General features: G+C 54.1%; 13 protein-coding genes. 11 read left to right on the top strand and 2 right to left on the bottom strand.

Annotated features, from left to right (window positions below):
- Positions 1-6 precede the first annotated feature (6 nt).
- Positions 7-1,923, bottom strand: coding sequence for an ATP-binding cassette domain-containing protein (locus IEX86_RS19650; protein WP_188867839.1), 1,917 nt, complete (start codon positions 1,921-1,923; stop codon positions 7-9).
- A gap of 217 nt (positions 1,924-2,140) precedes the next feature.
- Here IEX86_RS19650 and IEX86_RS19655 point away from each other — a divergent pair, with 217 nt between their 5' ends.
- The 5 genes from IEX86_RS19655 (at position 2,141) to phnE (ending at position 7,443) form a co-directional block, all read left to right on the top strand.
- Positions 2,141-4,069 carry a transglycosylase SLT domain-containing protein gene (locus tag IEX86_RS19655; RefSeq protein WP_188867840.1) on the top strand — a complete coding sequence of 643 codons (1,929 nt, stop codon included), beginning with the start codon at positions 2,141-2,143 and terminating at the stop codon, positions 4,067-4,069.
- Between the two features lie 146 nt (positions 4,070-4,215).
- Positions 4,216-5,064, top strand: a complete 849-nt coding sequence (locus tag IEX86_RS19660; protein WP_188867841.1) for a putative selenate ABC transporter substrate-binding protein — start codon at positions 4,216-4,218, stop codon at positions 5,062-5,064.
- Positions 5,061-5,858: a phosphonate ABC transporter ATP-binding protein gene (locus IEX86_RS19665; protein ID WP_188867842.1), complete on the top strand. Its 798-nt coding sequence runs from the start codon at positions 5,061-5,063 to the stop codon at positions 5,856-5,858. Before IEX86_RS19660 ends, IEX86_RS19665 begins: the two co-directional genes overlap by 4 nt.
- Positions 5,852-6,682, top strand: a complete 831-nt coding sequence (locus IEX86_RS19670) for a PhnE/PtxC family ABC transporter permease (RefSeq protein ID WP_188867843.1) — start codon at positions 5,852-5,854, stop codon at positions 6,680-6,682. Before IEX86_RS19665 ends, IEX86_RS19670 begins: the two co-directional genes overlap by 7 nt.
- On the top strand, positions 6,679-7,443 hold the full coding sequence (gene phnE, locus IEX86_RS19675) for a phosphonate ABC transporter, permease protein PhnE (RefSeq protein ID WP_188867844.1): 765 nt from the start codon (positions 6,679-6,681) through the stop codon (positions 7,441-7,443). Before IEX86_RS19670 ends, phnE begins: the two co-directional genes overlap by 4 nt.
- 18 nt (positions 7,444-7,461) lie before the next feature.
- Here phnE and IEX86_RS19680 read toward each other — a convergent pair whose 3' ends face one another.
- Complete coding sequence (locus tag IEX86_RS19680; protein WP_188867845.1) at positions 7,462-7,776, bottom strand: DUF2288 domain-containing protein; 315 nt, start codon at positions 7,774-7,776, stop codon at positions 7,462-7,464.
- Positions 7,777-8,057: 281 nt separating this feature from the next.
- Here IEX86_RS19680 and IEX86_RS19685 point away from each other — a divergent pair, with 281 nt between their 5' ends.
- The 6 genes from IEX86_RS19685 (at position 8,058) to IEX86_RS19710 (ending at position 13,777) form a co-directional block, all read left to right on the top strand.
- Entirely contained in the window at positions 8,058-9,179 is a 1,122-nt protein-coding gene (locus IEX86_RS19685) for a branched-chain amino acid ABC transporter substrate-binding protein (protein WP_188867846.1), read from the top strand.
- A gap of 142 nt (positions 9,180-9,321) precedes the next feature.
- A complete protein-coding gene (livH, locus tag IEX86_RS19690) occupies positions 9,322-10,245 on the top strand; it encodes a high-affinity branched-chain amino acid ABC transporter permease LivH (protein WP_188867847.1) in 924 nt (307 codons plus the stop codon).
- Positions 10,242-11,513, top strand: a complete 1,272-nt coding sequence (locus IEX86_RS19695; RefSeq protein ID WP_188867848.1) for a high-affinity branched-chain amino acid ABC transporter permease LivM — start codon at positions 10,242-10,244, stop codon at positions 11,511-11,513. Before livH ends, IEX86_RS19695 begins: the two co-directional genes overlap by 4 nt.
- Positions 11,510-12,277 carry a high-affinity branched-chain amino acid ABC transporter ATP-binding protein LivG gene (livG, locus tag IEX86_RS19700; RefSeq protein WP_188867849.1) on the top strand — a complete coding sequence of 256 codons (768 nt, stop codon included), beginning with the start codon at positions 11,510-11,512 and terminating at the stop codon, positions 12,275-12,277. The genes IEX86_RS19695 and livG overlap by 4 nt, the downstream gene beginning before the upstream one ends.
- On the top strand, positions 12,277-12,978 hold the full coding sequence (locus IEX86_RS19705) for an ABC transporter ATP-binding protein (protein ID WP_188867850.1): 702 nt from the start codon (positions 12,277-12,279) through the stop codon (positions 12,976-12,978). The genes livG and IEX86_RS19705 overlap by 1 nt, the downstream gene beginning before the upstream one ends.
- Positions 12,979-13,087: 109 nt before the next feature.
- Positions 13,088-13,777: a hypothetical protein gene (locus IEX86_RS19710; protein WP_188867851.1), complete on the top strand. Its 690-nt coding sequence runs from the start codon at positions 13,088-13,090 to the stop codon at positions 13,775-13,777.
- The last annotated feature ends 21 nt before the right edge of the window (positions 13,778-13,798 follow it).

Raw genomic sequence — 13,798 nt, forward strand, 5'->3', positions numbered from 1 at the left:
CCTTTTTCATTCTTCCAATTCAGCCCACCGTTCAAGTAACTGATCAAGCTCAAGCTGTAGCGCATCAAAGCGTTCTACAACTACACGCGTTGCTTCAAGTGGCTGTTGGTAGAACGCTGGGGCAGAGATCTGGCTCTGCAGGTTTGCCAGCTCACTTTCGGCAGCCTCTATCTGTGCCGGCAAGGCATCCAGCTCACGTTGCTCCTTATAACTGAGCTTTCGTTTAGCAGATGCCTGTGCTGCTACCTTGGGCGCTTCTTCAGGTGTCGATTGGGTATCAGGCATTTCGGATCTTGATTCCGCCCTCATGCCTGCCACGCCCAGCAAGCGAGGCGAACCGCCTTGGCGCAGCCAGTCCTGATAGCCACCGACATACTCACGAACCAGACCTTTACCCTCAAAAACCAGAGTACTGGTCACGACATTATCAAGGAATGCCCGGTCGTGGCTGACCATCAATACCGTGCCTTCGAAGCTGAGAAGCACCTCTTCCAGCAACTCCAATGTTTCCACATCAAGATCATTGGTAGGCTCGTCAAGCACCAGCAGGTTGGCAGGCTTGCTAAACAGCTTTGCCAGCAACAGGCGGGCACGCTCACCTCCCGAAAGCGCTTTTACAGGCGTTCGGGCACGCTGAGGACTAAAGAGGAAGTCCCCCAGATAACTCAATACATGACGATCCTGACCGTTGATCGTGATGAACTCACGCCCTTCAGCCATGTTGTCAATGACTGTCTTTTCAAGCTCAAGCGCGTGTCGAAGCTGGTCAAAATAAGCCACCTCAAGCTTGGTACCATGCACAATCTTGCCCGATGTCGGCTCAAGGTCACCCAGTAGCAGCTTGAGTAATGTCGTCTTGCCGGAGCCGTTAGGTCCTAATAGGCCAATCCTATCGCCTCGCTGCACTACGAGAGAAAAATCACGCAGGATTGCCTCACTGCCTGGGTGCGCATAATCGACATGCTCAGCCACAATGACCTGCTTGCCTGACTTGTCAGCGGTTTCCAATTGCAGATTGGCCTTCCCCTGCCGCTCGCGTCGCTCCCTACGCTCAAAGCGCATGGCTTTCAAGGCCCGTACACGCCCCTCGTTGCGGGTACGTCGAGCCTTGATCCCTTGACGAATCCAGGTTTCCTCCTGAGCCAAACGCTTATCAAACAGCGCATTGGCTGTCTCCTCTGCAGCCAGCTGTTGCTCCTTGTGCACCAGGAAACTGGCGTAATCGCCCGGCCAGTCGATCAGGTGTCCTCGGTCCAATTCCAGGATGCGTGTTGCCAGAGACTGCAGAAACGCCCGGTCGTGGGTAATAAAGAGTATCGCTCCTGGATACTGGCTCAGAGCCTCTTCCAGCCAGGCAATAGCCCCGATATCCAAGTGGTTGGTTGGCTCATCGAGCAAGAGCAAGTCAGGTTCGGCCACTAAAGCCTGCGCTAGCAGCACACGCCGACGCCAGCCGCCTGACAGCTCAGCAAGGGTTTTCTCGGCAGGCAACTGAAGGCGACTCAGTGTACTGTCTACCAGCTGCTGAAGTCGCCAGCCATCCTTGGCCTCCAAGTCCTGCTGAACCCGAGTCAAACGCGTCAGGTCCTCGTCGGTATGAATATTCTGGGACAGGCGATGATACTCAGCCAGCAACTCCCCTACCCCAGCCAATCCTTCGGCTACAACATCAAACACGGTCCGATCATCTGCCCGGGGCAATTCCTGGGGCAACTCTCCGATCTTGAGCGCCGGGGCGCGCCAGATCTCGCCATCGTCTGGCATCTGCTCGCCGTTAACCAGGCGTAGCATGCTGGACTTGCCGGTACCGTTGCGCCCGATCACGCAGACCCTCTCGCCCCGGGCGATCTGCCAGGACACGCCGTCCAGCAATGGCATGGCACCGAACGCCAGGGACACGCCGGTGAATTTGAGCAAGGTCATAGGCATCTCCAACAAAAAGGACGTGCATTCTAGTGCTCATACGCATGAACTGCATGCTTTCGTACAACAGACACTCAATGTTTTCGTACATATGACGACAAGGTTATTAGCCTGACCGCTGGTAGCTCACGTGCTTTCGTCACAATGGCTGACAGGCTAAAGTAACCGTCTCTGTGCGGCCGAGCCGCATTACCTAGTAGTCTTCTCCGGGAATCTCATGCGCGGCCGTCTGTTCAAGCTGTTGACCTGTGTCTTTGCTTCTCTCATTGGATTAGAAGCCGCCCAGGCGGCCCCCATTGAGCAACAACGTCTTTTATATGACCAAGCCAAGGCAGCGCTGGCCAAAGGAGACGCCACCGTCTATCTGCAGTCGCGCAGTGCACTTCAAGGGTATCCACTAGAGCCGTACCTGCAATACGACGAGCTTACCGCTCGCCTCAAGAGCGCCAGTAATACTGAGATTGAGGCTTTTCTTGCCGAGCACGGCGACTTGCCGCAGGCAGGCTGGATGAAGCTGCGCTGGTTGCGCTGGCTGTCCGAGCGTGGCGACTGGAGCACGTTTGATCGCTATTACGATGCCAAACTCAACTTTACGGAGTTGGACTGTCTGAATGCGCAACATCAAATCCAGGCAGGTCAGACAACACAGCCCTTCAAAACAGCCGAAAAGCTATGGCTGGTCGGCAAGTCTCAGCCAGCTGCTTGTGATGGTCTTTTTAGTGCCTGGGCTGCTCGCGGCCAAATGCCCGAGAGCATCGTTTGGAAACGCGCCAAGCTGGCTGCCGAAGCCCGCAATTATGGTCTCGTAACGCATTTGGCACAGCAGATGCCTACGCTGGGTACGTTTGCCACTCTGATGAGCGATGTAGCGCAGAAACCCCAGCAACTGTCAGATGTACAGCGTTTCACACGTTCCAGCGAAGCCATGGCAGATGTAGTAGGTCTGGGACTACGCCGCCTTGCCAAACAAGATCCGGAGAAAGCGCTGAGCCTGCTCGATATTTACAGTCAGCATCTGCCCTTCTCTCGTGACGAAAAAGTCTCCATAGCACGTGAAATCGGTCTAACCCTGGCCAAGAATTTTGACCCGCGGGCCCTGCCCCTTATGGAGCGCTACGACCCGGAGCTCCGTGATGACACGGTCAGTGAGTGGCGCGCCCGTCTTTTGTTACGCCTGGCTCGTTGGAAGGACGCTTACCAACTGATCCAGCGGTTCCCACCTTCACTTATGGAAACCAACCGCTGGCAATACTGGCGTGCCCGTACGCTGGAATTGTCTCAGCCGCAAAGTTCCAGTGTCCTGACTGGCTATCAGCCTGTTTCGCGCGAGCGCGATTTCTACGGGTTTCTTGCAGCTGATCGCATCAAGGCGCCCTATCAGCTGAATAACCGCCCGCTTGTGCTAAGTAACAGCCTTCGTAATCAGGTGCGCACCACACCGGGTATTCAGCGAGCTCTTGAGTTCTACGCACGGGGTGAGTTTGTAAATGCGCGGCGCGAGTGGTTCCATGTCAGCCGCAGTTTCAACCGAGACGAACTGGTTGCCCAAGCCCGCATGGCCTATGACATGCAATGGTACTTCCCTGCTATTCGCTCGATTAGCCTGGCAAAGTATTGGGACGATCTGGATATCCGTTTCCCTATGGCCTACCGCGACAGCTTTATTCGTGAAGCACGCCAGCGCGGACTGCATAGTAGTTGGGTCTTTGCCATTACCCGGCAGGAAAGCGGGTTTATGGCTGATGCTCGTTCAGGCGTCGGGGCTATGGGCCTGATGCAGCTGATGCCGGCGACGGCAAAACATACTGCCAGCAAATTCTCCATTCCACTGGCAAGTCCTCAATCAGCGCTCCAGCCAGACACAAACATCCAATTGGGCACAGCTTATTTGAGCATGGTTCATGCGCAATTCAACGGTAATCGTGTCTTAGCTTCAGCGGCTTACAATGCTGGTCCTGGGCGTGTAAAAAGATGGTTAAAAGATGCTCGGCATCTAGCCTTTGACGTCTGGGTAGAAACCATCCCCTTTGATGAGACACGCCAGTACGTGCAGAACGTATTGGCTTATGCAGTCATCTACGGGCAAAAGCTCAACACTCCCCAGCCATTGGTAGAGTGGCATGAGCGTTTCTTTGACGAGACGTGATTGATATGGCAGGAGCTGCATTGGCTTTGCAGTTTCTGCCTTGTTTCCTGCTGCAACGCTAATCTGCCACTAAGCGGCTGTGAATTTTCCTTAATCTCCGTATACTTCGCCGCTCTATTTTTTCCGCTATTGAACCGGAGAAACCCATGCTAAAGCGTTCCCTGGCCCTCGTGGCTGGTCTCACCCTGTGCGCCACTTCCCTTCTTACCCAGGCTGCAGAGGCGTTACGCGTCTCGGCTATACCAGATGAAGCACCAACCGAATTACTCCGCAAGTTCAAACCTCTAGGAGAATACCTAGAGAAGCAGATCGGCATGCCCGTTACATTCGTACCCGTTTCTGATTATGCCGGTGTAGTGGAAGCCTTGGCCGCTGACAGGCTAGATATGGCATGGCTAGGTGGATTTACGTTTGTGCAAGCGCAACTCAAAGCGCCCATGAATCCGCTGGTACAACGCGAAGAAGATCAGAAATTCACCAGCAAATTCATTACAGCCGATCCAGCTATCAAGTCGATTCAGGACCTGAAAGGCAAGACCTTTGCCTTTGGGTCGATTTCCTCCACCTCCGGCAGCCTGATGCCTCGTTACTTCATGCAGCAGGAAGGAGTCCTACCCGAACAGTTCTTCTCACGTGTAGCCTACTCTGGGGCACATGATGCTACTGCTGCCTGGGTCCAGGCTGGAAAAGTGGATGGAGGTGTTCTGAACGCCTCTGTTTGGCAAAAACTGGTTGATGCGAAAAAGATAGACACGGACAAGGTGAAAGTCTTTGCCACTACGCCGCCCTACTATGATTACAACTGGACAGTTAGAGGCAGTCTGGACCCGCAGCTGGCAGCCAAAATAAAGGCAGCCTTCCTTGCGCTGGATCCTTCCAAACCTGAAGACAAAGCCATCCTGGATCTACAGGCCGCCAGCCGTTTCGTAGAAACCTCTCCAGAAAACTATAAAGATATCGAAGCCTCTGCACGTGCGGCCGGTCTGTTGAAGTGAGCGTCCTGTTAACTGGCGTGGAGCTTCTTCACGCCAATGGCCATCGCGCGCTGTCAAACCTTGAACTGAATATTGCCAAAGGTGAACGCGTCGCGCTGATAGGTTCTTCCGGAGCAGGCAAGACCAGCCTGCTCCGCTTGCTGGCGACGAGCCACAAGCCAACAGCAGGACAGCTCACAGTACTACAGACCAACCCCTGGTCCCCAGGCATGTCCAGGCTGAAAGCGCTTCGTACGCGTATTGGCTTGATTCACCAGGCACCCCCACTTCCAGCGCGTCAACGTGTGATAACGGCAGTGCTGGCTGGACGCCTGGGCCAGTGGTCCTTATGGAAAAGCCTGATCAGCCTGGCCTATCCTTTGGATCGGCAGGGCGCTATGCAAGCGCTAGCAAAGCTTGATCTGGCTGAAAAGCTGTACCAGCGTTGCAACCAGCTTTCAGGTGGCCAGCTACAACGCGTGGGTATTGCACGTGTGCTCTATCAGGCACCCGAGCTGATACTGGCAGACGAGCCTGTTTCCGCTATGGATCCTGTATTGGCGAGTCACACCTTAAACATTCTGGCTCGCGATGCCGAATCACGAAACGCAACGCTAATTGCCAGTCTGCACAGCATAGACCTGGCGCTAAAGCACTTTCCACGCGTTATTGGCCTGCGCCAGGGCATAGTTGCGTTCGACAAGGCGACCCCAGATATCACGCCCGAAGATCTGGAAGCGTTATACGTCAATGAGCAATTAGCGCTGGACGAATCGCCTAAAACCGCTTTTATACCTGCCACATCGCGATGCTGACGACTGCTCTCCCACGTGACCCGGCAGCATTGCCTCGGCTAGGCATCAGCCTGCTGGCTTTGCTGCTGCTTTGGCCAGGATTCCACCTGTCCGAACTGGATATTCCAGGCTTATTCACGGGCGAAAACGCCAGGATCATGGGTAGCTTTCTGGCAGGCTTTTGGCCTCTGGCTTATGACTCAGAATTTCTCTCGATAGTCGGCAAGGCAATATTAGAAACCCTGGCCATCGCAACTGCCGGTATGACGCTCGCCTGGCTGGTCGCTTTTCCAGCAGCCCTACTGGCAACGCGCGCGCTTTCGGTGTCAGCCCTGCACCGACAAGGGCGTCCTTCGTGGCCGGGTCAAGTAATTCGCACTGTTGTCCGCATCATTTTGGTGGTGTTGCGCAGCATTCCCGAGATTGTCTGGGCCTTATTGTTTGTACGGGCCGTAGGTCTGGGCCCCACCGCAGGCGTGCTGGCTATTGCCATTACTTATGGCGGCATGCTGGGAAAGGTTTATGCCGAGATTTTCGAATCGGTCCCTGCCGACTCCACACGGGCGTTACTTCTAGGTGGCAGCTCGCGACTTCAGGCGTTCATGTATGGACTCCTTCCCGCCGCCAGCGGTGAGATGATTTCCTATACGATTTACCGCTGGGAATGCGCCATCCGTGCCTCAGTCGTCATGGGTTTTGTGGGTGCTGGCGGATTGGGCCAGCAGGTCGATCTGTCTCTCAGGATGTTTGCAGGTGGTGAAGTTGCCAGCCTTATGCTGACATTCCTGATTCTGGTCATGCTAGCTGACCTGATCAGCCGCTTACTGCGAGAGCCGCAACGATGAGGATCAAAGGCTTTTTCGCTTTTATCACTATGTTGGCAGCCATCGTCTCGTCCTTTGCCTACCTTGAGACAAATTTCGCCGAATTATTTTCGCGGACCTCTCTTGGGCAGATGGCAAAATTTGCCAAAGGCTTTCTCAGTCCAGACTTTTCCCATGCCCACTTAAGTACCATTGGCTGGGCGTCCCTGGAAACATTGGCCATGTCGGCTATGGGAACACTGGTAGCGGCTCTGTTAGGCATGGTGCTTGCGCTGCCCGCAGCAGGCCGACTCGGCAGTCTATTCAAGGCTTTTGCACGCCTCGTGCTCAATGCGCTGCGTGCTGTACCAGAGCTGGTATGGGCGGCCCTGATGGTTCTTGCTGCAGGTCTAGGGCCTAATGCTGGAACTCTTGCGCTGGCCTTGCATACGGCAGGCGTACTGGGTCGCCTGTTTGCCGAGGCACTGGAGAATACGCCTGCAGCGCCTAGTGAGGCGATCAGGCTTGCCGGCGGCGGACGCATTGCAGCCTTTACCTATGGCACCCTGCCAAACGTATGGCCTCAGCTACTCGCCTATACCCTCTACCGCTGGGAAAACAATATTCGCATGGCTACGATACTGGGATTCGTAGGAGCTGGTGGTCTTGGACAAATGCTTCAAATAAGCCTCAGTCTCTTTCAGCTGGCGCAGGCCGCAACCATTATTCTGGCCGTGCTGATTTTGGTACTGCTGGTAGACGCTTTTAGCGCCTGGATTCGGCAACGGTGGATCAGCCTCTGACCCACCCTGTCTGCCTTCTTATACTGCGGTCACGTCGCTGCTTCTGACTTGTATAAGTACCCAAGGAGCAACGACTACTGCCCAGAAAGTCGGGTCATTCATCAGAAAGTCCCGGGCTTCGTCCTCAGTTACTTTTCCTACCTGCCCAGACGCCAGCCAAGCAGACACCTTGGCAGTATTGTCTTGCACAATGGCTTCGGCCGCCTCGATCAGGTCTACATCAGCGCCTACCTGAAGTAATGCGCCCTTGGCAAAATGCGGCTGTAACTCCTGCCATCTGATTTCAGCGGTCTGACCTAACAAGGTAGCGTAGAGGGTATTGGTTTCGGACATTACTTCATCCTTATAAATTAAAGTGCCATGATAACGGCTGAACCTGCCATCGTCAGGATTGACAAGTTCTAGACCTGCTTTCAGCCTTATATCTGATACATGATGCGACAAAGTGTATCGATACAGTCGATGTGCCACTTTTCAATTCTGCAATCCGCGCTCTACACTCCGCACGTTGCGATGCCGATTTATCGTCATAACAAGAAAGTCAGCAATAAGAAAAATACTGCAATAAACGTTTGTGATCTGCCAAAACCAATAAGTATTTCGAGTGGAGCACTATGAATAAGGCAACTCAGCATCTCTCCCGACTCTTCGCCGCCATGGCCTTGGCTGGACTCACCAGCTATAGCGTTGCTGCCGATACAATCAAAATCGCTCTGGCCGGCCCGGTTACCGGTCCTGTAGCGCAATATGGGGAAATGGAATTTGTCGGCGCCAAGATGGCTATCGAGCAAATCAACAAGGCTGGCGGAGTTAACGGCCAGCAGCTCGAAGGCGTAGTCTACGACGATGCATGCGACCCAAAACAGGCGGTTGCCGTTGCCAACAAAATCGTCAACGACGAAGTAAAATTCGTGGTTGGCCACTTGTGCTCCAGCTCCACCCAGCCAGCGTCCGATATCTATGAGGACGAAGGCATCCTGATGATTACACCGGCCTCGACCAGCCCTGACCTTACGGCTCGCGGACATAAAATGATCTTCCGCACCATTGGTCTTGATAACATGCAGGGCCCTACTGCCGGCAAATACATTGTCGAGCATGTCAAACCCAAGACAGTAGCTGTCATTCACGACAAGCAGCAGTACGGTGAAGGGATTGCGACTGCCGTCAAGCAGACCCTTGAAGGCGCCAACGTTAAAGTTGCTGTGTTCGAAGGTATTAACGCAGGCGACAAAGACTTCTCCTCACTAATCTCCAAGCTGAAGCAGGCCGGCGCTGACTTTGTTTACTACGGCGGCTATCATCCAGAGCTAGGCCTTCTGATGCGTCAGTCTCAGGAGAAAGGTCTGAAAGTTCGCTTCATGGGCCCAGAAGGTGTAGGCAACTCCGAGATTTCTGCTATTGCAGGTAAATCATCAGAAGGCATGCTCGTCACACTGCCACGCTCCTTCGACCAGGATCCGAAAAACCAAGCGCTGGTAGAGGCATTCAAGGCCAAGAAGCAAGACCCCAGCGGCCCGTTCGTATTCCCTTCCTACGCCGCAGTGCAAGTTATTGCTGATGGCATCAAGAAGGCTGGCAATACCGAAGCCGAGGCCGTAGCAGAAGCCCTGCGTAGCAATACATTTAGCACACCTACTGGCGATCTGGCTTTTGACGAGAAAGGCGACCTGAAGAACTTCGAGTTCGTCGTCTATGAATGGCATGCCAACGGCACCAAGACTGAAGCCAAGTAACCGTTAAAGCAGGAACTTGCCAGCACTGTGTCTGGCAGGCGTCCTCAAAAGCCCACGGTATTCGCCGTGGGCTTTGTTCATTCCAAATGAGTAGGCGTGCCAAGGCGCCAAAAGCACTGTGGCCGCTATTCAGGAGAAAGTAATGCCTGAGCTCTACCACTACCTCCAACAGCTGGTAAACGGTTTAACCGTTGGCAGCACCTATGCTCTGATTGCTATTGGTTACACCATGGTGTACGGCATCATTGGCATGATCAACTTCGCCCATGGCGAGGTGTACATGATTGGCTCTTATGTAGCCTTTATCGTCATCGCTGGACTGGCGCTCATGGGTATCCATAGCTTGCCAATCATCATGATTGCTGCCTTTGCTGCCAGCATCATAGTTGCCAGTGCCTACGGCTACAGTATCGAGCGTATTGCCTATCGTCCGCTGCGCGGTAGTAATCGCCTGATTCCGCTGATCTCAGCCATTGGCATGTCAATCTTTCTGCAAAATGAAGTATTGCTGGCGCAAGACTCCAAGGACAAGGCAATCCCCAACCTGCTGCCCGGAAACATCATTTTCGGCACCGATGCCATGAGCGGGGTTGTCATCTCTTATATGCAGATACTGATCTTTGTGGTCACGCTACTGGCCATGCTTGGATTGACTCTTTTCATCTCGCGTTCGCGCCTCGGACGGGCCTGCCGTGCCTGCGCTGAAGATATCAAGATGGCTAACTTGCTCGGAATCAACACCAACAATATCATCGCATTGACCTTCGTTATCGGTGCAGCTCTGGCTGCCGTTGCCGCTGTATTGCTGGGCATGCAATACGGCGTGATTAACCCAAGCCTGGGCTTTCTGGCGGGCATCAAAGCGTTTACCGCAGCGGTACTGGGCGGTATTGGCAGCATTCCTGGCGCTATGCTGGGTGGGTTGGTACTGGGCGTGGCCGAAGCGTTTGGAGCCGATATTTTTGGTGATCAATATAAGGACGTAGTGGCGTTCACACTGCTTGTTCTTGTTTTGCTGTTCCGGCCGACCGGCATTCTGGGCCGTCCGGAGGTAGAAAAAGTATGAGCAGTACCTCATTCAACAAGCAGCTCAAGACGGCTTTTTTTAGTGCGTTACTTGTGATTGCTGTGGCCTACCCCGTCCTCGGGCTTAAACTGACCACGGTGGGTATCGGGCTTGAAGTGCATGGCGCCAGCTCAACCACTCTAGCTATTATTTTTGGCGCAGCTGTCCTGATGTTCATCTGGCAACTGGTACGTGACCGTATCCCTACGCCGCGCCGAGGCTATGGAAGCAAAAACTCGCCACTCACCCGGCTGGGCACCAAGCTCACTGAACCGTCCGTCCAGCGCTGGGTCATTCTTGGGCTTATTCTGGTCGCCTTGGTTTGGCCTTTTTGGGGCTCGCGGGGGGCCGTGGACATCGCCACGCTGATCCTTATCTACGTGATGCTAGGTCTTGGGCTGAATATCGTGGTAGGCCTGGCAGGGCTTCTCGATCTGGGCTACGTAGGCTTTTATGCTGTGGGCGCTTACAGCTATGCCCTGCTCTCTCATTATTATGGCCTTGGATTCTGGATTTGCCTCCCTATTGCCGGCCTGATGGCTGCGCTATTTGGTTTCTTATTGGGCTTTCCCGTGCTGCGCCTGAGAGGAGACTACCTGGCCATTGTGACGCTTGGTTTTGGCGAGATCATTCGTATCCTGCTGCGCAACCTTACCAGCATCACTGGCGGCCCTAATGGCATCAGCGGCATCGACAAGCCTACGCTTTTCAATCTGACATTCGAGCGCCGTGCACCGGAAGGCATGCAGACGTTTCACGAGTTCTTTGGGATCGCCTATAACTCGAATTACAAGGTGATCTTCCTTTATCTCGTTGCGTTGTTGCTCGTGCTACTTACGCTCTTTGTAATCAATCGGCTGCTGCGCATGCCCATTGGCCGAGCATGGGAAGCCCTACGCGAGGATGAAATTGCCTGTCGGGCATTGGGTTTGAATCCAACACTCATCAAATTATCCGCGTTTACGTTGGGTGCTTGTTTCGCGGGCTTTGCGGGCAGCTTTTTCGCGGCTCGCCAGGGGCTAGTATCACCAGAGTCGTTCACCTTTATCGAATCGGCCATCATTCTGGCGATTGTCGTTCTAGGCGGAATGGGTTCGCAGCTAGGCGTGATCCTGGCAGCTATTGTCATGATCCTGCTTCCAGAGTTAATGCGTGAATTTAGCGAATACCGCATGTTGATGTTTGGCGCCATGATGGTCCTGATGATGATCTGGCGGCCGCAAGGCCTGCTACCGATGCAGCGCCCCCATTTGGAGCTGCGCAAATGAACCAGCCTATTCTGCAGGCTAAAGGCCTGACCATGCGCTTTGGCGGTCTTCTGGCCGTCAATGGCGTCAATATCAGTGTCGACGAAAAACAGGTTGTCTCTTTGATAGGGCCAAACGGTGCTGGCAAGACCACCGTTTTCAACTGCCTGACCGGTTTCTATCAACCTACAGGAGGCGAGATCCTCCTCAGGGGCACGCCAATTCATGGCTTGCCTGGCCATCAGATTGCTCGCCGGGGCATTGTTCGTACCTTTCAGAACGTTCGACTGTTCAAGGAAATGACCGCGGTCGAAAACCTCTTGGTTGCCCAACATCGACACTTGAATACGAACTTTCTGGCTGGCCTTCTCAAGACCCCTGCATTTCGCCGGGCTGAAGCGGAGGCCATGGAGTTTGCCCGCCACTGGCTTGAGGAAGTTAACCTTACTGATGTGGCCAACCGTCCCGCGGGTAACTTGGCTTATGGTCAACAGCGCCGTCTTGAGATTGCTCGCTGCATGATGACGCGCCCTCAACTTCTCATGCTTGACGAGCCTGCTGCTGGCCTCAATCCTCGAGAGACAGATGATTTGAAAGCGTTGATTTCCCTGCTACGGGACCAGCATGGAGTTACCGTACTGCTCATTGAGCATGATATGCACTTGGTCATGAGCATCTCCGATCACATCGTCGTGATCAACCAGGGAAGCCCTTTGACCGATGGCACGCCAGAAGAAATTCGTAACAATCCTGACGTGATCAAAGCCTACCTGGGAGAAGCGTGATGCTGCAGTTTGAAAACGTTTCGACCTTCTATGGAAAAATCCAGGCCTTGCACGGGGTCAGTCTGTCCGTCAACAAAGGGGAGATCGTTACGCTCATTGGTGCCAATGGTGCGGGTAAGTCCACTCTTCTGATGACGTTATGCGGCTCTCCCAAAGCAGCCGAAGGCAGTATTCGTTACGAAGGAGAGGAGTTGGTCGGAAAGGACTCATCTGAAATCATGCGCAAGGGTATTGCAGTGGTGCCTGAAGGCCGCCGTGTCTTTGCTCGCCTGACAGTTGAAGAAAACCTCGCCATGGGCGGCTTTTTCACTGACAAGCATGCCTATGATAATCAGCTTGAGAAAGTACTTGGCCTATTCCCTCGCCTAAAGGAGCGCTACCATCAGCGCGGCGGCACCATGTCAGGCGGAGAGCAGCAGATGCTGGCCATTGGTCGCGCCATGATGAGCCACCCACGCCTGCTACTGCTTGACGAGCCCTCACTAGGCCTTGCACCCATCATCATCCAACAGATCTTCGATATCATCGAGCAGTTGCGTGAGGATGGCGTAACCGTCTTCCTAGTCGAGCAGAATGCCAACCAGGCACTCAAACTGGCAGATCGCGGCTACGTTCTGGAGAACGGCCATATCGTCATGCAGGATACGGGCGAAGCGCTATTAGCCAACCCGGACGTGCGTAAAGCCTACCTGGGGGGTTGAACATCGCTTGTGCGCTCTGTTCAAAAAGAGCGCACAAGTTCATTTCAGCCTTGTCCTAATCGATATAGCTCAGTAACGTTGCCACCCTCGTTTCAATGGAGAGCTCTCGATGTTAGCGCCACGCTTGCTGTTGCCCCTGACTTTACTGGCCACGCTGCTAGCAGGCTGCCATAGCACCCCAAGCGATAGCATCGCTTCGTCCAAGGCCTCTCAAGGTGTTCGCTTGCAGGGCGATCTTCGACTGGCAAACGATCAGCTGTTATTTCGCCCCTGCCAGGAGCAACGCTATTTTCAAATAGACGATGCGGCCAATACATCTATCATTAGCGATGCCCACGAACTGACAGCTGATAGCGGGGCCAATAGCCTGTTTGCAGATCTGCGCGGCAAGATGAAGTCGGGAGGCTCTGCTGGAAGCGACGGTGTATTTGCAGTATCTGAAGTATATCGCATGCAGTACACCGGACCCGGATGCTCGGATCCAAGCTTCAAGCGACTAACGCTTCGTGCGGCCGGTCATGCGCCCGAGTGGAACGTTGTCGTAAGCGGCCAAGGTATGGTTATAGCTTCAAGTGATCGCAGCCAACAGGCGCTCCCCTACCTACAGGAACAGTTACCGGATGGCAGACGCAGCCTCTCTACCGAGGCCAACGGTGAACATGTCGAGCTATGGGTAAGCCCGCAGCGTTGCGTTGATGAAAGCACAGGGACGGTCCAGTCTCTTCAGGCTGAATTGCGCGTTAACGGCAAAAGCATGTCAGGCTGTGCTCATTATGGTGGTGCAACTGACACCCATTAAAGCAACTCAATACGGCGTGCT

The sequence above is a fragment of the Pseudomonas asuensis genome, assembly GCF_014646755.1.
GTDB classification, from domain to species: Bacteria; Pseudomonadota; Gammaproteobacteria; order Pseudomonadales; family Pseudomonadaceae; genus Chryseomonas; species Chryseomonas asuensis.